The 18,981-nt window shown below is 36.5% G+C and carries 20 protein-coding genes, 1 other RNA gene and 1 pseudogene; 13 read left to right on the top strand and 9 right to left on the bottom strand.

The features are described from left to right. The first annotated feature begins 283 nt into the window (after positions 1-283). A complete protein-coding gene (locus tag GWI68_RS15210) occupies positions 284-751 on the top strand; it encodes a hypothetical protein (protein WP_227335811.1) in 468 nt (155 codons plus the stop codon). Between the two features lie 184 nt (positions 752-935). Here GWI68_RS15210 and GWI68_RS15205 read toward each other — a convergent pair whose 3' ends face one another. Beyond that, positions 936-1,088 (bottom strand): hypothetical protein, encoded by a 153-nt coding sequence (locus GWI68_RS15205; RefSeq protein WP_166540818.1) that lies wholly within the window; start codon positions 1,086-1,088, stop codon positions 936-938. Positions 1,089-1,228: 140 nt separating this feature from the next. On the opposite strand from GWI68_RS15205, the gene GWI68_RS15200 reads away from it, so the two are divergent. The 6 genes and pseudogenes from GWI68_RS15200 (at position 1,229) to GWI68_RS15175 (ending at position 7,419) form a co-directional block, all read left to right on the top strand. Then, positions 1,229-2,659 carry a DNA translocase FtsK gene (locus GWI68_RS15200; RefSeq protein ID WP_166540817.1) on the top strand — a complete coding sequence of 477 codons (1,431 nt, stop codon included), beginning with the start codon at positions 1,229-1,231 and terminating at the stop codon, positions 2,657-2,659. 588 nt (positions 2,660-3,247) lie between these two features. Further along, positions 3,248-3,817, top strand: a complete 570-nt coding sequence (locus GWI68_RS15195) for a hypothetical protein (RefSeq protein ID WP_166540816.1) — start codon at positions 3,248-3,250, stop codon at positions 3,815-3,817. 762 nt (positions 3,818-4,579) lie between these two features. Continuing rightward, positions 4,580-5,182, top strand: a complete 603-nt coding sequence (locus GWI68_RS15190; RefSeq protein ID WP_166540815.1) for a hypothetical protein — start codon at positions 4,580-4,582, stop codon at positions 5,180-5,182. Between the two features lie 189 nt (positions 5,183-5,371). After that, positions 5,372-6,238 (top strand): annotated as a pseudogene (locus GWI68_RS20685) (colicin-like bacteriocin tRNase domain-containing protein); the annotation flags it as partial. Between the two features lie 249 nt (positions 6,239-6,487). Continuing rightward, on the top strand, positions 6,488-7,156 hold the full coding sequence (locus GWI68_RS20680) for an HNH endonuclease signature motif containing protein (RefSeq protein ID WP_347877538.1): 669 nt from the start codon (positions 6,488-6,490) through the stop codon (positions 7,154-7,156). 2 nt (positions 7,157-7,158) lie between these two features. Then, on the top strand, positions 7,159-7,419 hold the full coding sequence (locus GWI68_RS15175) for a bacteriocin immunity protein (protein ID WP_166540812.1): 261 nt from the start codon (positions 7,159-7,161) through the stop codon (positions 7,417-7,419). 80 nt (positions 7,420-7,499) lie between these two features. Here the strand turns inward: GWI68_RS15175 and GWI68_RS15170 are convergent, their stop codons facing one another. The 3 genes from GWI68_RS15170 to smpB all read right to left on the bottom strand — a co-directional run bounded on the left by GWI68_RS15170 (position 7,500) and on the right by smpB (position 9,143). Then, positions 7,500-7,874, bottom strand: a complete 375-nt coding sequence (locus tag GWI68_RS15170) for a hypothetical protein (protein WP_166540811.1) — start codon at positions 7,872-7,874, stop codon at positions 7,500-7,502. 360 nt (positions 7,875-8,234) lie between these two features. Continuing rightward, positions 8,235-8,601: a transfer-messenger RNA gene (gene ssrA, locus GWI68_RS15165) on the bottom strand. Positions 8,602-8,660: 59 nt separating this feature from the next. Further along, on the bottom strand, positions 8,661-9,143 hold the full coding sequence (gene smpB / locus GWI68_RS15160) for an SsrA-binding protein SmpB (RefSeq protein WP_109407355.1): 483 nt from the start codon (positions 9,141-9,143) through the stop codon (positions 8,661-8,663). A gap of 155 nt (positions 9,144-9,298) precedes the next feature. Between smpB and GWI68_RS15155 the strand changes: the two genes are divergently transcribed. Continuing rightward, a complete protein-coding gene (locus tag GWI68_RS15155; protein ID WP_006533588.1) occupies positions 9,299-9,733 on the top strand; it encodes an SRPBCC family protein in 435 nt (144 codons plus the stop codon). Next, entirely contained in the window at positions 9,726-10,019 is a 294-nt protein-coding gene (locus GWI68_RS15150; protein ID WP_166540810.1) for an RnfH family protein, read from the top strand. Before GWI68_RS15155 ends, GWI68_RS15150 begins: the two co-directional genes overlap by 8 nt. Before the next feature lie 202 nt (positions 10,020-10,221). On the opposite strand, the gene bamE is transcribed toward GWI68_RS15150, so the two are convergent. From bamE to nadK, 3 genes are all read right to left on the bottom strand, one after another. Further along, positions 10,222-10,584, bottom strand: coding sequence for an outer membrane protein assembly factor BamE (bamE, locus tag GWI68_RS15145; RefSeq protein WP_088495022.1), 363 nt, complete (start codon positions 10,582-10,584; stop codon positions 10,222-10,224). Positions 10,585-10,697: 113 nt separating this feature from the next. Beyond that, positions 10,698-12,359: a DNA repair protein RecN gene (gene recN / locus GWI68_RS15140; protein WP_166540809.1), complete on the bottom strand. Its 1,662-nt coding sequence runs from the start codon at positions 12,357-12,359 to the stop codon at positions 10,698-10,700. Between the two features lie 87 nt (positions 12,360-12,446). Continuing rightward, positions 12,447-13,346, bottom strand: a complete 900-nt coding sequence (gene nadK / locus GWI68_RS15135; protein WP_109407352.1) for an NAD(+) kinase — start codon at positions 13,344-13,346, stop codon at positions 12,447-12,449. A 100-nt stretch (positions 13,347-13,446) separates the two neighbouring features. On the opposite strand from nadK, the gene grpE reads away from it, so the two are divergent. After that, positions 13,447-14,058, top strand: a complete 612-nt coding sequence (gene grpE, locus GWI68_RS15130; RefSeq protein WP_166540808.1) for a nucleotide exchange factor GrpE — start codon at positions 13,447-13,449, stop codon at positions 14,056-14,058. A gap of 119 nt (positions 14,059-14,177) precedes the next feature. On the opposite strand, the gene ung is transcribed toward grpE, so the two are convergent. Next, the gene (gene ung, locus GWI68_RS15125) at positions 14,178-14,858 is read right to left on the bottom strand and encodes a uracil-DNA glycosylase (protein WP_166540807.1); all 681 of its coding nucleotides are present in this window, start codon (positions 14,856-14,858) and stop codon (positions 14,178-14,180) included. A gap of 334 nt (positions 14,859-15,192) precedes the next feature. Here ung and grcA point away from each other — a divergent pair, with 334 nt between their 5' ends. Further along, positions 15,193-15,576 (top strand): autonomous glycyl radical cofactor GrcA, encoded by a 384-nt coding sequence (gene grcA / locus GWI68_RS15120; protein WP_023581591.1) that lies wholly within the window; start codon positions 15,193-15,195, stop codon positions 15,574-15,576. Positions 15,577-15,720: 144 nt separating this feature from the next. Here the strand turns inward: grcA and srmB are convergent, their stop codons facing one another. Further along, positions 15,721-17,085 (bottom strand): ATP-dependent RNA helicase SrmB, encoded by a 1,365-nt coding sequence (gene srmB / locus GWI68_RS15115; RefSeq protein WP_166540806.1) that lies wholly within the window; start codon positions 17,083-17,085, stop codon positions 15,721-15,723. 264 nt (positions 17,086-17,349) lie between these two features. Here srmB and GWI68_RS15110 point away from each other — a divergent pair, with 264 nt between their 5' ends. Continuing rightward, entirely contained in the window at positions 17,350-18,105 is a 756-nt protein-coding gene (locus tag GWI68_RS15110; protein ID WP_166540805.1) for a tRNA1(Val) (adenine(37)-N6)-methyltransferase, read from the top strand. A gap of 296 nt (positions 18,106-18,401) precedes the next feature. Beyond that, a complete protein-coding gene (gene rpoE, locus GWI68_RS15105) occupies positions 18,402-18,980 on the top strand; it encodes an RNA polymerase sigma factor RpoE (protein WP_023581594.1) in 579 nt (192 codons plus the stop codon). Position 18,981 lies beyond the last annotated feature (1 nt).

The following is an 18,981-nucleotide window of genomic DNA, read 5'->3' as shown; positions in this document are numbered from 1 at the left end:
CATGAAAACTATATACAATATCGAGAGAAAAAATATAGACTGAAATAAAGGATTGATTGTTATAAACTAATATTTATTAGAAAGTAAGTATGTATAGCATACGGCTTTTTAAGCACTAAATTAGTTTTAATATAAAACTAATAGATAAATGTTCTGCGAAAAATTTTTTAACTGGTATAAGGTTTATATGGACTATCAATTCAAATCATATAGTAAGAATAGCAAGAAAAAATCACTGCCTATTTACCTTATCTTTATTCCTTTTGTTCTCTGGATAGCTTACATGGGTTGGTCAATAAGTTTACACCGTAGAGTCGTGATGTTTGAATGGTTTCCCAAATGGACTATTTCTATTACTTTTGCTGTTTTTTTAGGAATGATTGGGGGGATTTGGAGTATTTTTCGTCGCCCAATAAAACATGCATTTAAAAATTTCCTCTCGACTGGGTTTGCTGGTTTTGTATTAATAGTACCTGCATTTGATGTGCTGACGTATTTATTATCAGCGAATACAATTCGCTATCAGACAGAATATAAAATTACATCGCCAGGCCCTAGAACCAACAGATTTGGTCGATGTGAACACGGTATATGGATAAAAGAAATCTATACTGAACGAGGGGCATTATTTTGTATTAGTGATCCAAAATCGAAAACTCAGAAAAATACAGGAACACTATGGGTCACAACAATGACTGGTCCTATTGGTTCATATATTGTTGATTATCAGTTCACACCATTCAATTCTTAATTATGGTTTTACATGTAATGATACTTTAAGGAGACTTATATTCTTGCCAAAGTGTCTAATTCCATCTTCAATAATTTCTTTATTTTTAGTGTGTGACCATTTTTATTGTGAAAATTGCCAATAAACACAGATTTATTGTTATATATCTAATAAATCACCAACGTAAATACCTAATTCCTCTGCATTAAGAATATAATATTAATTTTCCGATAATGGTGTCTTCATCAAATTCTTCATAGTTATAAATACCACCTTTAATTTCAAATAAATTGCTCTCTTCATAATCGGAAGTTATTGATGTAAATTGATAATCAATATGACTTATTTGTTCTTTCATAATAACAGTTACTTTTTATTTTAAATGTAAGTAAGCATTTGTTGTTAATAAATGGTAGACTTTTTATAAGATTAAAAATAGTTGTTTTTAATTGATTTAACTTTATGTTTTACATGGTATTTATACTTTTGGATAATGCAATGTATCAATTAATAAAACAAGAAATAGGATCTTGCTGGACACGTCAGGAATTGGATGAGATGTCTCATTCTATCGAATCATGCCTACTTATTTATAAAGTAAATGTGTCAGTGGTTGATTATTTCATGGGGTCATCATTTACTCTTTTTAGATTAAAAGTTGATGCTAAAATACGAGGAATGCATGTTAAATCATTGATAACTGAGTTATGTCGAGCCCTTAATGTTATTAATATTAAAGTAATTGATTTTTTACCAGGAACACCCTATATCGGATTACTGATAACGAATAAATATCGTCGATTAATTCCTTTTTCATCATGTTTTAATCAATGGTTAAAACAGAAAAATATTTCTCCATTATCGATTATGTTGGGTGAAAATATTATAGGGGAGCCTATCGGTATTGATTTGATCCCATGCCCACATTTATTAATTTCAGGTTCTATTGGTTCAGGAAAATCAACATTAATTCATTCTATTATTATGAGTATAATATATCGTCTATCTCCTAAAGAGATTAGACTGATTATATTTGATACAAGTGGAATAGAACTGACTCCTTATTTTAATCTTCCTCATTTAATGTTTCCAATAGTTGATGATATGTCTGAAGTTATCAGAGCATTAGATTGGATTATAGCTGAAATGAATAAACGCTATAAATTGTTTAGTGCTTTAGGTGTTAAAAGTATTGATAATTATAATGAAAAAATTATCCAAGCAGAAAAATTCAATAGATCAATTCCAGATCCTTTTTGGAAGCCCGCTAATATTAATGATGTTTCAATGCCTTTTCTGAAAGTTATGACTCCTATAATGGTTGTCATGGACGATTATATTCAATTTATATCTTATAATAATGAAATTGGTCATAAGTTAATTACCTTAAGTCAATCAGCAAATATAGTTGGAATACACCTTATTTTATCTACAAGAAATCTATTATCATCGAGCATAGATAATCAACTGAAAGTTAATATACCGACTCGTATCTCTCTTACTATGCCTTCTAAAAAGGAATCACGATCTATTTTAAATCAAAATGGTGCAGAAGAATTATTTGGAAATGGCGATATGCTTTATTTATCACCTTATCTTGAAAGGTTAGAGCGTATTCAAGGTGCATTTGTTACTGATGAAGATATATGGCAAGCAATAGGTTACACTTTAAAATGGGAAAGGGCTGAATATATTAATTTAAACTCTAAAACTGATTATTTATTAAAAAATAGCGATTTTGATGAGTTAGATATTTTATTTTATGAAGTTGTTGAGTTTATCGCAGAAACAAATAGAGTTTCTATATCAGGTATTCAAAGAAAATTTAGAATTGGATATAACAGAAGTGCAATGATTGTAGAGCAGCTAGAAATGCAAGGATTAATAAGTATTCCTGATCATAATGGAACTCGAACTGTTTTAATATAATTTTAGGGGTTATTAACGATTTGTAGCGTAGATATAAATATATAACCATGTTCCAGTGGCGATTTAAATCGCCACCAAATCTATCCATTAATGCAGTTTGGTTTAGTTCATATGTTAATGAATTCTGATTGAAGCAATACTTACTGTTAGTTGGGTTGTGGACTAATGAGACAGTGGCTATTCAGTCAATAATCAGTACTTCTTTTTCTTCAACTGTGGTGGATTTTGGACATTTAATCTTAAGCTGTTTGGCCACATCGTCTACAATTTCGGCGTATTTAATACCGTTACGACGGATCGTATTCGCTAATGTTCTACTACCAAAATACTGTAGTTCCCGAACAAGTAGATGTAGAGTTTCTTCATCTGATTTATTATAGTTTTTAGCGTTCAGTCACACACTTTTTACTTTATTTGACATTGAAAAATCATACTTACCAGTATTATTTATGTAATCAATCAGCAAATTGATGTCACTTTAGAGTTTAAAATAATGGTTCTCATTATTTTCACGGAAGGTTATGGTTAGTAAATAGGTAGCCAATCTGAACTATAAATAATTAATTTAGGGAAATAATTAAGGTTTCTATGGAATATCAATTCAAATCATACAGTAAAGGTAGTAAGAAAAAATCATTGCCTACTTACATTTTTATTATCCTTTACGGCTCTTGGTTAGTTTATCTATTTTTGTCGTTTTATTTAGGCGATAACATTGTATTATTTGAATGGTTTCCTAAATGGACGATTATTATTGTTTTTGCCATTTTTACAGGGATTATTGGAGGAATATGGCAGCCCTTCTTTCGCCCATCAAAGTATGTAATCATTGATTATTATTGGGGCGCCTTTCTTGGACTTATGTTTATTATTCCAACTTTCAATGTGCTTGTTTATTTATCATTAGACCAAACAATTCAATACCAAACAGAATATGACATCGTATCGCCAGGGCCTCCGCGCCTTAAATCCCCTCAATGTGAATATGGTATACGGATAAAAGAAATCTATACAGGAGAATGGGGTTTATGGTGCATTAGCGATCCAAAATCGCAAACAAAGGAAAATACGGGAACAGTGTGGGTTACAACAAAAACAGGACCTATTGGTGCATACATTGTTGATTATCAGTTTTCTCCTCCTAACTTTAAGCAATAAGTATTGGGCTATATAGGTTGATATAATGTTAGCTTTAGCCGCTCAAACCCACCTGATTTTTATACGATAATCTTACCTAAACTTATTTTGTATACATTATCGGCAGTTAGCGTAAAAATAACTGACACTAACTCTGCGCTTGCCGATAATAACTGATAAGAAAAGAGAATCTATCTACATGGCTAAATCACCCGCGAAAAAACCGACGAAAGGCTTTGAAGAAACCCTTTGGGATATCGCTAATCAACTGCGTGGCAGTATTCAAAGAACGACAGGCTAAGTACATAGCGTCAGGCATTAATAGAGTTCTTTGGTTACACAAATTGAGAAAAGGTAAAGAATTTTATTTTCGTGATATTTGTATATCCAACGATTTACCAATGTTCGGTATGCTACAAGACGAAAATAATAATTACTATCTGCCTCAATTCTCGGTTTCAGTAGATCAGTTCATTACTGGTGTTTTAAATAAAAAGTTAGCTTGGTACCCACAAAATAATGCAAAGCTACAAGCTAAGGTTATTTTGTATAAAGAGAAATATTGGTGCTGCGGAAAGAATACTAACAGCGTCCGAGGAATAGGGGGGGGATTATGGGATAGGTGCGAATGCGCCTTATTTTACTGATAATGATGTAAAAGATAACTCGAAAGGAACTAATTTCTTTTCTCAGGAGGCCGCTGTTGGTAGTAATTATTTCGGTGGGTATGGCTCTGGTCTTTCAATTAAATATGACAATAGCATATCATTTAAACTTTTTATTATGGGAGATGGCGCTGTAATTGCTGAGTGTTTAAATACTGGGAATCAACGCCGTAATGTTCTATGGGGAACAAGAAATACAACCATAGATAGCAACGGCTTCATCAAAAAAGCCTCTCCAATCATTGACATCAACCCTGATGGCACATTCACTACTAACGACGAATCAGAAGGCGCTACGGTTACTCGATTAGGGCAGGGTGAATATCTTATCGAAGGTGTATTGGGTTTTAACTCAGACGCAGAATGGGGCGGTGTTGATGGTGGTATTGAAATTCCACTTGATGTAAATAAACAACCCCTTATTTGGGTAGACTCCAAAGTTAACAAAGACGGCTCTATTCTTGTTAAAACGTATCACCGCACTCATCCTAACGCGCCTGAGTTTGCCCGTAATGATATTGACGGCTTCAACGATGGCGACCCAATTGATATCCCTGATGGTCGTTTTATTTCTGTACGTGTACAGATGCCAGAGCAATCAATCTATAACGTGAGAATGCGTGAGATGGAAGAGGCGCAGAAAGTGGAAGAGGAGCGTAGACAAAAAGAAGAGGAGATGAAAGCGCAATTCGGGTTAGGTGAAAATGATGTATTACTTTAATAATCAGAACACCAATAAGACACCAGAAATTGATAATTAATCAAATGCATTTAATTCAAGGAAGAATTAAATAATAATGATAATCATTCCTAATACAGCCGAAATAAGACGATTGTTTTACGACTACCATTGATTATACTGTATTTGTATACAGTGATCGTGTGCTGTTAAATATAAAAAGGAATTTATATGAGCGATAATGAAGATAGAGATATTCGGATTGAAATAACCGATGGCGTCAATAGTCATGATTACTATGATTATGACGAAGATGATAATTCAAATTACACAGATAATGACAATGAAGATCGAAATAGCGGTGGGAATCACTCGTCATGGTCTGACATTGATCTAAAAGAAACACCTGAAGCAATGGCTGTGATGTCTTATGCCGCCATTCCAATGACAGCATATCCAATTAATGGAGTTTTGGGTTTCACAATTAATTGGGGAGCCATCGATGCAGCCTTGGTTCAGGGAGTTAATGTTTTAAGTAAAGCATTGCCTTATGCTGGTGGGTTGACCGCTGGTGTTTTAGTCGGAGCTTTATATCCTAGCCAAACAATTATGTCAGAAGCTAGAGAACAGGCTTTGCTAGATCAATATCGAGGTGCTAATTTTCTTGATAAAACGAAGCCATATCAAATTGTTAGTTTACCGAGTAGCGCTGTTACCACTCTTCCTGCCAATCAGATTTCAAAGAGCAAAGTTGTTCCTGTTAGCGTGCTGGCAGAGCCTGTTGTTAGCTTAGATACTAAGAAACGGGAAGTAGCTATTACATAACAGACAATTTCAACTATGGTTTCTGTTGTTCAAGCTCAAAAAACTAAACAACGTGATGTTTATACAGCACAAATTATACCGGGAATGAAACCGGTACAAATTCAAGTTAATCAGACTAAATCTGATAATACAAAAAATACAAAAGCAAATACAAAACCGAAAGTCGATTATGTATTGCCTATTGCTTCAGCAATTAAAGGAGTGGAAACACACCATGCTGTAGTCTATTTTGATGATTCTCATGATCCTGTTTATGTGTCTATTTCGCAAAATCCCAAAGAAAATAAGAATGTAATTGAGACCACTCTAGCTGAATGGAGTTCTTTGTATCCACTTGAATTTGCTAAATACGAGTTAGAACAAGCAAATAATCAACTGGAGAAAGAAAAGCAATTAGTTGAAAAGTATCAAAAAATTATATATTCAGCGAAGCAAACTAAAGAATATCAAACGTTATTAGATCCAGTAAAATCACCTTATTATTATCAAAAAGCCTATATAGAAACACCCGATGAATTAACAATGATATTAAGCGAGCAGGGGGTTGAAGCGTTATCTGCTTATATCATGGTGGTAAATAATTGGTTTGGAGTAATTACTGATACAGATCAGGCAAATAAATTTAATCAAAGAGTATCAGCTCTGCATAGTGATGTTGAGTTTGTTCGTAATAAACTTATTAATATTCAGAGTCAGGTAGCTGAAGCTGAAACATTACTATTGATTGCGGTGGAAAATCGCAAAAAAGCAGAAGAAAAGAAAAAATCTGCTGAAGATAAGGTTAAAAAAGAAAATAAACGCTATCAACCAGGAAAGGCTACGGGTAAAGGGCAAAAAGTAGGTGATAAATGGCTTCATGATGCAAGCAAAGAATCCGGTGTGCCAATCCCTGACCGGATTGCGGATAAACTGCGGGATAAGAAATTTAATAACTTCGATGACTTCCGGAAGCAATTCTGGGAAGAAGTGTCAAAAGATCCCGAATTGTTAAAGCAATTTAGTAAAAGTAATCAAACATTGATAAAAAACGGTAATGCACCTTATCCGATCCCTGAAGAGCAAGTTGGAGGTAGGGAAACATTTGAGCTTCATCATGTTAAGCCTATTATTGAAGATGGTGGAGTTTATGATATGGATAATATCCATGTTATTACTCCTAAACGACACATTGACATTCATAGAGGACAATAATCATGGAACTGAAAAATAGTATCAGTGATTATACTGAAGCTGAGTTTTTGAAATTGTTACAGGGAATCTGTAATGTAACAACTTCTAATGAAGAAGAACATAAATCATGGGTTAGACATTTTGTTAAATTATCAGAGCATCCTCGTGGTAACGGTTTGATCTATTATCCTAAAGATGGTGAAGATGATTCACCAGCAGGGATTTTGAACACAGTTAAAAAATGGAGAGCTCAGAATGGTAAGCCAGGATTTAAAAAAGGTTAACTATTGCTCTTGTTAATTGATAGAAGCCTCTTAAATGTGGCTTTTATCTTTTTAATTAGTGACTTAGATGAATTGGTTATTTAATCAATCTTAACACACTCACCTTTAATAAAATCCTCTCCGTCATTTTCGTATTTCACAAGACGACATTTCCCACATAAACCATATCGAGTGACGACGCAACGAACACCAGGAGAACTGCTTGAGCCTTGGTGTTTGTTTTGTCGCCTCTCATAGCTAGATACCTTTTCTAACAAGCCATCTTTAACCATGCTATCTAATGTTCTACGAGTAGATTCAAGAATGCTTTTCTTGTTAAAAGAATCCATTCCCTTAAGCATATAAGCTACACCTGAAACATCAAAAGGTGGTGCGCCAATTTCACCCGTTACCCATTCAAGATTGTCGGGTTTAAATAATTCCATTATCTCTTTTTTACGTGCAGTCATTCTCATTTTTAATATTCCTTATCGTGGGTTATATCTATCCTACAATAAGGAGCCGGAGGGAGATATAAATAAAAGAGGCTGCCTTCCAGTATGTTGAGTAAGGGAGTTAGATGACATGCATATTATTTCAAAATTAATGAATTAATATTGTTCTAGAGTTCTTTTTAATGTAGGGATTGAAAGAAATAATTTATTACACTTTGTTACAAATAGAAAACCCCAAGGAATGACCCTCAGGGTTTTATTTTCAAATGCACGTGCATTTCGCGTGCACTTCATAGTCCTACTGTTGTCAGTGTGTAGTCCTATCGATTTCGCTAACTTCTTGTTTTTGAAACCGTTGTCCTATCACTGACCCACCAAATTTGGTGGAGCTGGCGGGAGTTGAACCCGCGTCCGAAATTTCTACGTCCTCGGTACTACATGCTTAGTCTATCTTTAATTTCACTTACCCACTGCGGACAGACGCGCCATGAATAAGCTAGCTTGATTAAGTTTAACGCTTTGACCCCAAGCTAGGTCTCCACGCGATCTCTTTTGGGTTTGACCTCTCTTGATCCCCGTCTTAAGAGCGGAAGCTAGGGAGAGAGGGCTCTAAGCAGGTTATTAAGCTGCTAGTGCTTCGTACTGATTGTCGTTTGCGACTATCTTTTTTGCGGCTTTTTACGAGGCCAACCGCCCCTCGGCATGCACCTTGGGTTTCGCAAATCCCGTCGAATCCAGAATCAGCCCCAAGTTGTTGAAAGCGAGTATATCAGAAAAATACTTGTAATTGCTAGTACTTAACGAAATTTAGCGGTTAGCATTTTTCATGATACGTGCTTTGTCTAATTTCCACTCACGATCTTTAATGGTATCGCGTTTATCATGATCTTTTTTACCTTTGGCTACGCCAATTTTAATTTTACACCATGCATTCTTCCAATAAAGAGAAAGAGCAACGACGGTGTATCCATCACGATTGATTTGACCGTAAAGTGAATCTAATTCGCGTTGTTTTAATAATAGTTTACGGGTACGAGTCGGGTCACAAACGACATGGCTTGATGCAACATTTAAAGGAGTAATGGTTGCACCAAAAAGATAAGCTTCGCCATCACGCATGATAACATAGCTATCACTGATGTTTGCTTTACCGGCACGCAGTGATTTAACTTCCCAGCCTTGTAACGACAGACCCGCTTCAATCTCATCTTCGATGAAATATTCATGGCGAGCACGTTTGTTTAACGCAATGGTCGCGGAACCAGGTTTGTGTGATTTTTTCTTTGTCATAATGTCCACATTATACTGTATGAGCAATAGAAAGAAATCATTTAACCGACTGTTTTCTTTTCAATTGCATAAAACTTAAGCTATATTCCATTAGATTTTTAATTAGTCACTGTTCAATGATATGATCCACACAGTGTTGTCGTACAGGAATAACTATGCCTCAGATTAGTCGATCTGCTCTCGTCCCTTTTAGCACAGAGCAAATGTTTAAACTGGTTAATGATGTTCTTACTTATCCTGATTTTCTACCAGGATGCGTTGGAAGTAAACTGATCAAAAGTACACCAGAAGAAATGATTGCATCAATAAATGTCTCAAAAGCGGGAATTAGTAAAACATTTACTACCCATAACTTTTTAAAGACTAATGAACGTGTTGATATGCGTCTTGTTGATGGCCCCTTTCGTAAATTGACTGGGGGATGGGTGTTTACCGCACTTGATGATAATGCGTGTAAGATAGAATTTCAGCTAGACTTTGAGTTCACTAATAAATTAATTGAGTTAGCTTTTGGCCGTATTTTTAAAGATTTAACGAACAATATGGTTCAAGCATTTACTCACAGAGCGAAAGAGATCTATCGTGACTAAAATATGGGTAGAGGTAACCTATGCGTTGCCTGATAAACAGTATCTTATCCCTGTAGAACTAACGCTAGGGGACACTGTTGAACAAGCCATTATTGCTTCAAATATCTTAACTATTTGTAATGATATTGATTTAACTAAGAATAAAGTTGGCATTTATAGTCGGCCAGCAAAGCTAAGTGATAATGTGAAAGACGGTGATAGAGTTGAAATTTATCGACCTTTAATTGCCGACCCTAAAGAAGTGCGTCGTAAGCGTGCTGAAAAAGCACGACAAAAAGCGGATTAACATCATGCTTTTGCCCAATATAGGGGCGCTACATACTGCATTGATAGGCGCTTGATTACAGACAGATACAATAAAAGATAACACTGCTATAAAGTAATTTCTCTTTATAAAAACACACCCCAACGTCAAATTTAACGTATGGGGTGCAATTCGCTTTTGCCAATCTTATATAAAACTAAGCTTTCTTAGCACTGTAATCACATTACGATTTAGTTGCAGGTGCTGAGAAATTAGGCATATTGCCTTGCTTGTCAATCTTAGTCAGTATGCCATTGCTATCAAAAGTTAGTGTCAGCGTTTCTTGACGTACTTCCTGGTGACCTGGCTCCTCACGGAAAACATAATACCAAGTTTGGCTTCCGAAAGGATCTTTAAGCATTGGCGTACCAAGGGCAAATTGAACTTGCTGCTGTGTCATTCCTTGCTGAACTTTTGCGACTTCGGCTGGTGTTAAATAATTTCCCTGATTGATATCTGGGTGATAAACCAGTCTCTCGAACATAGAGCAACCTGAAGTCATTACGACTAAAGATAAGGCGGCAACTTTTAACAGTTTAAAACGCATGGTTATTACATTCCTTTTAGGGTCATAGTGACGATGATAATCGACAACGCAGCAATTGAAAACCTTTCACGCTCTGCCTATGACCCTAAATATCAATAAAAGTTTGTTAATCGTTATGCAGCCAACAAATCTTTCGCATTTGCTAAGGTATTTTTGGTGACTTCACTTCCTGCTAATAAACGGGCGAGCTCTTGTAATCGTTCTTTTTTCGATAATAGTTTCATTGTGGTTTCTGTCTCTTCACCGTTGGTTTCTTTATTAACAAAATAGTGTTGATGTCCACAACCCGCGACTTGAGGTAAGTGAGTAACACACATTACTTGAGTTGATTCACCCAATTCTCGCAATAATTTACCTACAATAGCGGCTGTAGGGCCACTGATCCCCACATCTACTTCATCGAAAATTAGAGCTGGTGTATCCATTTTTTTCGCTGTGATCACTTGTATTGCTAGCGCAATGCGAGATAACTCACCACCAGAAGCCACTTTAGAAAGCGCTTGGTGAGGTTGTCCTGGATTAGTAGTGACATTAAATTCAACTTTTGTGGCGCCATCGATTTGCAGTGAACTGTCATCAAAGTAAGTATCAACAGTAAAATAACCATGAGGCATTGATAACTGATGCATACTGTTTGTGATAAGTTGGCTTAGTTCATTAGCATATTGTTGGCGAACTTGATGTAATTGTTTAGCAACATCTAACGCCATTAAATGATCTGCCTTTACTTGTTCGATTAACGTTTCACAATCATCATTTTGGCGAAGTAAGGCATTTTTCTCTTCAATTAATTGCTGATGAAGATCATATAATTCTTCAGGTGCTACGCGATGTTTACGTGACAAACTAATGTATTTAGACATGCGTTTTTCAACTTCAAATAAGCGATTAGGATCCATTTCTAAACGATCACTATAGTGGCGAAGTTCGTCACTCACTTCACTAATTTGGATTGAGGCTTCTTCTAGCATCTCTAACAATGAATTAAATTGACTCTCCATAGAGGTGAGCTCTGCAATTTCATGTTTAACGACATTGAGCATACTTAAAATATTTTGTTCTTCGTTGTCGCTTAAGAGTTGTAAGCTATTTTGGCTTAAGGTCAAAAATTGTCCGCAGTTAGATAGGCGTTTATATTCTTGATCTAATTCAGGATATTCACCTTGTACTGGTTGAAACTCGTTAAGCTCTTTTAAATGATAATCAACCAGTTGTTTCCTTGCTTCTCTTTCTAGGGAAAGTTGTTGAAACGAGGCCAATGTCTGACAACTTTGATGCCATGTTTGATAGGCTAATTTCATGCTTTTTAATAAAGCAGGCTCATGAGCATAAATATCAAGCAGTTGTTTTTGATAACGAGGTTCTAAAAGTTGCTGATGAGCATGTTGCCCATGAATTTGGATAAGTAAAGAACCTAGCTCTCTTAATTGTGAAAGGGGCACGGAAGTACCGTTGATAAAACCACGAGAACGCCCATCAGCGGAGATGGTTCTTCTTAATAGGCATTCGTTATGATCATCAAGATGATGTTCTTCAAGCCAACGTTGTGCTGATGGCGTGTCAGAGAGTGAGAATCGTGCGCATAAATCAGCTCTAGCTGCACCTGGGCGCACCATATTAGCATCACCACGGTTACCTAAGCATAAACCTAGTGCATCAATGGCAATAGATTTACCGGCACCAGTTTCACCCGTAATGGTCGTCATGCCGCCAGAAAAATCGATTTCAAGTTCACGGACTATGGCAAAATGACTAATAGTTAATTGAGTCAGCATAGTGCCTCTCCTGTGTATAAAAACATATCTGTAATTACATACAGTATAAACTGGTTTTTTATACAGTAAAGTAGTGAGGCACAAAAATTAGAACATTTTTTTTGACCAACCTAATTTTGAGCTGAGTGTATTAAAATAATTGTAATCAGTCGGATGAACCAAATTGAGTTTTTGACGGCTACGTTTAATGATAACTTCATCGCCTTCTTTAATAGGTAATACTAATTGGCTATCACAACTTACTTCGTAATCGATATTCGTTTGTGAGAATTTTAGACGAATTTGACTATCACTACTGATAACTAAAGGGCGTGCTGACAAGGTATGGGGAAACATAGGTACAAGCGCAATAGCATCAAGATTGGGCGTTAAAATAGGGCCGCCAGCAGACAATGAATAGGCGGTTGAACCTGTGGGGGTAGCTATAATTAAGCCGTCAGAACGCTGTGAAAAGGCAAAGCGATCATCAATATAAACCTCAAACTCAATCATATGAGCCACTTTACCAGGATGAAGCACGACTTCATTTATTGCTGTACCAATACGTGTTCTTTGACCTTCAGCGCAGACTCGAGCTTCAAGTAAGAACCGTTTTTCTTCACGATAGTGTCCTGCTAAGACATTAGTTAATTGTTGTAAGGCATTATCAGGATCAAGATCAGTAAGAAAACCTAAGTTACCACGGTTAACGCCAATTACTTTGATATTATAGCGAGATAACACTCGCGCAGCACCGAGCATGTTGCCATCACCTCCGACGACAATCACGAGATCAGCGACTTTACCCACTTGTGTTAAATCACCCGTTTGTGCATTTTCAAGTTTTAGCTCATGAGCGACTTGTGTATCAATAATAACATCATAGCCTTGAGCTTGTAGCCAATGATAAAGCATTTCATGTGTTGAAAGTGCCTCTGGATGGCGAGGATGGCCGACAATGCCAATACATTTAAAGTGTTTTTTTTCCGTTACGGTATTATCTGGCATTTTTTTACCCTCGTTTTGCGCCAATTCCTTGAAACCCGTTTATTGATCCCCATAATAAACTAAATATGAAGATGAATACCAAAACTACGCGGAGATGTTCATGAGTAGTAAAGAACAAAATGTACATGAAGAGCAAGTCTCAAAAGAAAAAGAAGGAATGGGATCGGTAATGGATGAATCTCAAGAACAGGTAATGACCGAAGAAGAACAAGCGGATTTTAATGCTCAAGCTGAATTAGTTGAGGCATTAGCGCGTATTGATTCTCTTGAAAAACAACTGGAGCAATCACAAAAAACAGAGCGTGAAGCTATGGCTCGTGCTTTGGCTGAAGTTGAAAATGTGCGTCGCCGTACCCAACAAGATATTGAGAAAGCTCATAAATTTGCACTTGAAAAATTTTCTAATGAATTATTGCCGGTACTTGATAATTTAGAGCGCGCTTTATCTGCTGCTGATCATGAAAATGAATCGCAAAAACCAATGATTGAAGGGTTAGAGTTAACACTGAAGTCATTCTTAGATGCCGTGCGTAAATTTGGCATTGAAGTCGTTGAAGAAAAAAATGTGGCATTCAACCCTGATGTTCACCAAGCGATGACATTGATTGATAGTCCTGAACATGAATCTAATCATGTTGTTGATGTTATGCAAAAAGGATATACCTTAAATGGTCGTTTATTACGTCCAGCTATGGTTATCGTTTCTAAATAGCATTAATAAAAGTATTCGTTATCACACGTTTTATTCAGTGTAGATAAAGTAAACCGCACAATACGAAGTTTATAAATCTTCAAGTTATTGTGCGGTTTTATATTTTTTAAAGGCAGGTCTTACTCAATCGCGTCAAGATACCAATTGATAGGTGTTCGGCCTTGTTGCTGTAAAATATCATTAGCCTGTTTAAAATGACCACAGCCTAAAAAGCCTCTATGTGCTGAAAGTGGTGATGGGTGAGGTGCTTTTAAGATAACGTGTTTATTTGTATCAATAAAACGACCTTTTTTCTGATCATGGGCTCCCCAAAGTAGGAAAATAACCCCTTCTCTACGTTGATTAATCTGCTCAATAACAGCATCTGTGAATATTTCCCAACCATAATTAGCGTGAGAATGTGCTTGGCCTTTCTCTACGGTCAATACGGTATTAAGCAATAAAACACCTTGTTTTGCCCAACTTTCTAAGTAGCCATGGTTAGGGCGCTTAAAATCAGAGTATTCTTTTTCAAGCTCTTTATACATATTAACTAGTGAAGGGGGGGCAGGTACACCTGGGCGTACAGAAAAAGAGAGTCCATGAGCTTGGTTTGGGCCATGATAAGGATCTTGTCCTAAAATAACGACATTCACATTTTCAAAAGGCGTAAAACGAAAAGCATTAAAAACGTCTTCTTGAGGGGGATAAATAATTTTTCCGGCTTCTCTTTGTTGTGCGACTTGAGACATAATTTGATGAAAGTAAGGCTTTTCTTTTTCAGCACCTATTACATCATGCCAAGTTAATGCGGTAGTCATAACATAAAATCCTTATTGATATCTTATAGTGCCTAAGCTTACAGATTTCATTGAATGAATGAAAATATAACGGTTTAAAAATTAGAATTAATTGAATATTCAAATTTTCTTTTAAAATTTACAAAAAAAATTGCAAATCAAGAAAGGGCGATTGTTGATTTAAAACAACACTTTGCACCTTGGTTGATAAAGTGCTTATGGATTTTATTGATATTAGTCAAAGAATGACGCCATTTATACTGGTATATAAGTAGACAGAAACATTGGTTAGACCAAATACCCAAGTTCTGATACGAGATTAGAATTTGATTTTGCGCCCATATTGGAGGTCGAAATGATTACTGGTATCCAAATTACTAAAGCTGATAACGACGATTTATTACACTCTTTCTGGTTATTAGATGATGAAAACGGCGAAGCTCGTTGCATCTGTGCTAAAAAAGGCTTTGAAGAAGGCCAAGTGATTAACCGTAAAGAGTTAGGCAATATCGAATACCGTGAAGTGCCTGTAGAATCTAAACCGGTTGTTCGTGTAGAGGGTGGTCAACACCTTAACGTTAACGTGTTAAGCCGTGAAACACTGGAAGATGCAGTTAACAACCCTGAGAAATATCCTCAATTAACTATTCGTGTTTCTGGTTATGCAGTGCGTTTTAACTCACTGACTCCAGAACAGCAACGTGATGTTATTACTCGTACTTTCACCGAAAGCCTGTAATTTTCACTAAAGTAATAAGTTAATGATAAAGCTCGATATGAAAATATCGGGCTTTTTTTATGCACAATAAGTGTTATTAAATAATAAAAAACCGTAGCGATATTAATTCGCTACGGTTCTAAATAAATGAAGAAATAATGCAGATTATTCGCTATCTGTCAGTGTTTCTTTTGCTGAATTTACTGGTGACGCACTTTTTGTCGCGCTATTGGTGGCCGTTTTACGACGCTTGCCAATATTTTTACGATCGCGAGCGCGTACTTTTTCTTTGACTGTTTTTTTCTCTTCGTCTTTTTTCGCTTTACGTTTAGCCAGTACTTTTTTAGATGGCTTAAAGGTTGCTTTTTGACTCGGTGCTTTAGTGGTTGGACGTAGTTCAGCGACGACACGGTATTTTATTGGCTCTTGAACATAACGGCCAATCTTGCCTAATAATGGGTGATCGTGTGCTTCAACCAATGAAATGGCGATACCTTTACGACCAGCACGTCCTGTACGACCAATACGGTGCAAATAAACATCAGCAGTGCGAGGTAAATCAAAGTTAAACACATGGGTGATGTCGTCCAAATCAAGACCACGAGAAGCAACATCTGTCGCGACCAATACATTCATTTGGCCTGATTCTAATCGTTTTATTGCATCATTACGTTGTGTTTGCGCCATCTCACCTTCAAGATAGCTACATTTAATACCTTGTTTTTCTAACGCAGAAACGAGCTCTCTTACTCGCTCTCTTTTACGCACAAAGACAATCGATTTTTTAACATCGTCTTGCTTTAGCAATGCGGCCAGTAATGCTGTTTTATGTTCAAGATTATCTGCATGATAATAGAACTGCTGAATTTTTTTACGTTCACGGCGTGAAGGGTCAGCATTCAGTTCAACGGGCTCATTGAGGATACGTTGTGCAAAATCAATGACGGCATTACCTTCAAGTGTTGCTGAGAATAGTAATGTCTGTTTGCGCCAGCGAGTTTCGCCCGCGATGGTTTCAATATCATTAGCAAAACCCATATCTAACATGCGGTCTGCTTCATCTAAAATCAGCATTTCTACCGCACGGCAGTCAAAGTTTTCTTCTTTGATGTACTGTAATAAACGACCTGTTGTTGCAACAACGATATCTTGGTTTTCGCTGAAGACTTCAGCGTGATTCATATAAGCAACACCGCCCGTGATAGTGGCGATATCTAAATGTGTGTGCGCACATAATTCTTTTGCCTGCTCGGCAACTTGCATAGCAAGTTCGCGTGTTGGTGTCAGGATAAGAATACGTGGCGGGCCTGATTTTTTACGTGGGTAATCAAGCAAGTGTTGAATTGCCGGAAGTAAAAAGGCCGCAGTTTTCCCTGTGCCTGTTGGCGCAGAGCCTAAAATATCACGTCCATCCATTGCTGCTGGAATAGCATCTGCTTGAATTGCAGTAGGACGTTGATATCCTTTTTCTTCTAATGCGGTCAATAAACTTTCATCAAGTTCAAGACTAGAAAATGTCGTGGCTGTCATTGTATACCTCTGTTTAGGGCGCGGATTTTGACATTATCCCCTGCTAAAAGCCAGCGGATTTACCGCTATCACATTATATATTACCGATAGACGAAGGTATTCGTTGTTTTTAGGCTTAATCTAAATAAGCGCGCATCGTATACAAATAGTTTAATGTTAAGATAGGGGTTGCAGAAGCGTTATCATACCATATATCTCTTTTTCAATGACATGAATGATAAGTAATAAAAAAGAGATAGTAAGACGAATCAATAGAGCCTATAGATGAATCAAAAGAAAGTGAAAAAAGCGGGATTAAGCAAAGGTGGTTTTACATTTAAACAATTTTTTGTTGCTCATGATAAGTGTGAAATGAAAGTAGGGACAGATGGCGTTTTACTCGGAGCCTGGGCACCTATCGAGAATGTAAAAAGAGCTCTTGATATCGGTACGGGGAGTGGATTAGTTGCTTTAATGTTGGCTCAACGGGCTAACCAAATTGAATGTATTGATGGCATTGAACTTGATGAAAATGCGGCATTACAAGCTACAGACAATGCCCAAGCATCACAATGGTGTTCATTAATTCATATTTATCATTGTGATATTCATCATTATGCAGAACAAACACAAGGTAAGTATGATTTAATTGTCAGTAATCCCCCTTATTTTGAGCCGGCAATTGCTTGTCGTAATGATGTTCGTGAACAAGCTCGTTATACTAAAACATTAACGCATGAGGGATTATTGGACAGTGCGCAATCACTTATTACAGATGATGGTTTATTTTGTGTTGTGTTGCCCTATGCTATTGGTGAACAATTTATTGAAATAGCAGAAAAAAAAGAGTGGAATATTGTCAAGCGAGTGAATATCAAAGATAGCGCAGACAAACCCTACCATCGAATATTGTTAGCATTTCAAAGACAAAGTGAAAGTTGCATTGGATGTAATATAGAAGAGCTTATTATTCGTCATAATGAAGGTCATTACACTGATAAGTTTCAATCTTGGGTAACTGACTTTTATTTATATTATTAAATCTATATTTAATAATGCCTTGTTTAAGATAATATATATTGTTGTAAGTAATCGTATATATCTAAATAATATCATTGTGTTATCGTTTCTTTATTGGCAAATTGCATATTGGCTGGTGATCACCATGATAATTTTTTTGTGATTCATCTCTTAAAATAATGATTGAATTGAACTTCATACTATTTTTACGCTCTAAGTCATGTAGCTCATAAAAAACGAGAAGGAATAACGAGAGTAAATATGACGGAGTCATTTAAAAATAGTGCGAAGCTTGACTTCGGGAGAGTCCATCTCTAATGAGCGAGCAGTTAACGGACCAAATGTTGGTTGAAAAGGTACAAAATGGTGACCAGAATGCGTTTAATTTGCTGGTTATCCGCTATCAACACAAGGTAGCAAGCCTGATTTCCCGTTATGTACCACAGGGTGATGTGCCAGATGTTTCGCAGGAAGCCTTTATTAAAGCTTACCGAGCCATAGGTTCTTTTCGTGGTGATAGTGCTTTTTATACATGGCTTTACCGCATTGCGGTGAATACCGCAAAAAATTATCTGGTGGCACAAGGGCGACGTCCGCCTTCAAATGATTTAGATGCGAGTGATGTCGAAAATTTTGAATCACCAAACGCATTAAAAGAAATTTCGAACCCTGAGAATTTAATGTTGTCTGAAGAGTTACGGAGAGTGGTTTTTCACACCATAGAGTCATTACCTGAAGATCTAAGGGTTGCTATAACACTTCGGGAACTTGACGGACTGAGCTATGAAGAGATAGCCGTCATTATGGATTGCCCTGTCGGAACAGTACGTTCACGTATTTTTAGGGCGCGAGAAGCTATTGATAATAAGGTTCAACCATTAATACAAGAGTTTTGAT

Source organism: Proteus sp. G2669, from assembly GCF_009915245.1.
Lineage (GTDB): Bacteria > Pseudomonadota > Gammaproteobacteria > Enterobacterales > Enterobacteriaceae > Proteus.
This window is presented reverse-complemented; position numbering and strand designations above follow the sequence as displayed.

Coding starts and splice junctions, on each gene's coding strand:
- ung (WP_166540807.1), bottom strand. CDS start 14,858: ATGACTACCGCATTAACTTGGCATGATGTAATAGGTGCTGAAAAAGAA.
- nadK (WP_109407352.1), bottom strand. CDS start 13,346: ATGCCAGATAATACCGTAACGGAAAAAAAACACTTTAAATGTATTGGC.
- GWI68_RS15210 (WP_227335811.1), top strand. CDS start 284: ATGGGTTGGTCAATAAGTTTACACCGTAGAGTCGTGATGTTTGAATGG.
- GWI68_RS15110 (WP_166540805.1), top strand. CDS start 17,350: ATGAATCAAAAGAAAGTGAAAAAAGCGGGATTAAGCAAAGGTGGTTTT.
- GWI68_RS20680 (WP_347877538.1), top strand. CDS start 6,488: ATGATATTAAGCGAGCAGGGGGTTGAAGCGTTATCTGCTTATATCATG.
- GWI68_RS15175 (WP_166540812.1), top strand. CDS start 7,159: ATGGAACTGAAAAATAGTATCAGTGATTATACTGAAGCTGAGTTTTTG.
- GWI68_RS15190 (WP_166540815.1), top strand. CDS start 4,580: ATGGGAGATGGCGCTGTAATTGCTGAGTGTTTAAATACTGGGAATCAA.
- rpoE (WP_023581594.1), top strand. CDS start 18,402: ATGAGCGAGCAGTTAACGGACCAAATGTTGGTTGAAAAGGTACAAAAT.
- recN (WP_166540809.1), bottom strand. CDS start 12,359: ATGCTGACTCAATTAACTATTAGTCATTTTGCCATAGTCCGTGAACTT.
- smpB (WP_109407355.1), bottom strand. CDS start 9,143: ATGACAAAGAAAAAATCACACAAACCTGGTTCCGCGACCATTGCGTTA.
- GWI68_RS15195 (WP_166540816.1), top strand. CDS start 3,248: ATGGAATATCAATTCAAATCATACAGTAAAGGTAGTAAGAAAAAATCA.
- GWI68_RS15200 (WP_166540817.1), top strand. CDS start 1,229: ATGTATCAATTAATAAAACAAGAAATAGGATCTTGCTGGACACGTCAG.
- GWI68_RS15170 (WP_166540811.1), bottom strand. CDS start 7,874: ATGAGAATGACTGCACGTAAAAAAGAGATAATGGAATTATTTAAACCC.
- grcA (WP_023581591.1), top strand. CDS start 15,193: ATGATTACTGGTATCCAAATTACTAAAGCTGATAACGACGATTTATTA.
- grpE (WP_166540808.1), top strand. CDS start 13,447: ATGAGTAGTAAAGAACAAAATGTACATGAAGAGCAAGTCTCAAAAGAA.
- srmB (WP_166540806.1), bottom strand. CDS start 17,085: ATGACAGCCACGACATTTTCTAGTCTTGAACTTGATGAAAGTTTATTG.
- GWI68_RS15205 (WP_166540818.1), bottom strand. CDS start 1,088: ATGAAAGAACAAATAAGTCATATTGATTATCAATTTACATCAATAACT.
- bamE (WP_088495022.1), bottom strand. CDS start 10,584: ATGCGTTTTAAACTGTTAAAAGTTGCCGCCTTATCTTTAGTCGTAATG.
- GWI68_RS15155 (WP_006533588.1), top strand. CDS start 9,299: ATGCCTCAGATTAGTCGATCTGCTCTCGTCCCTTTTAGCACAGAGCAA.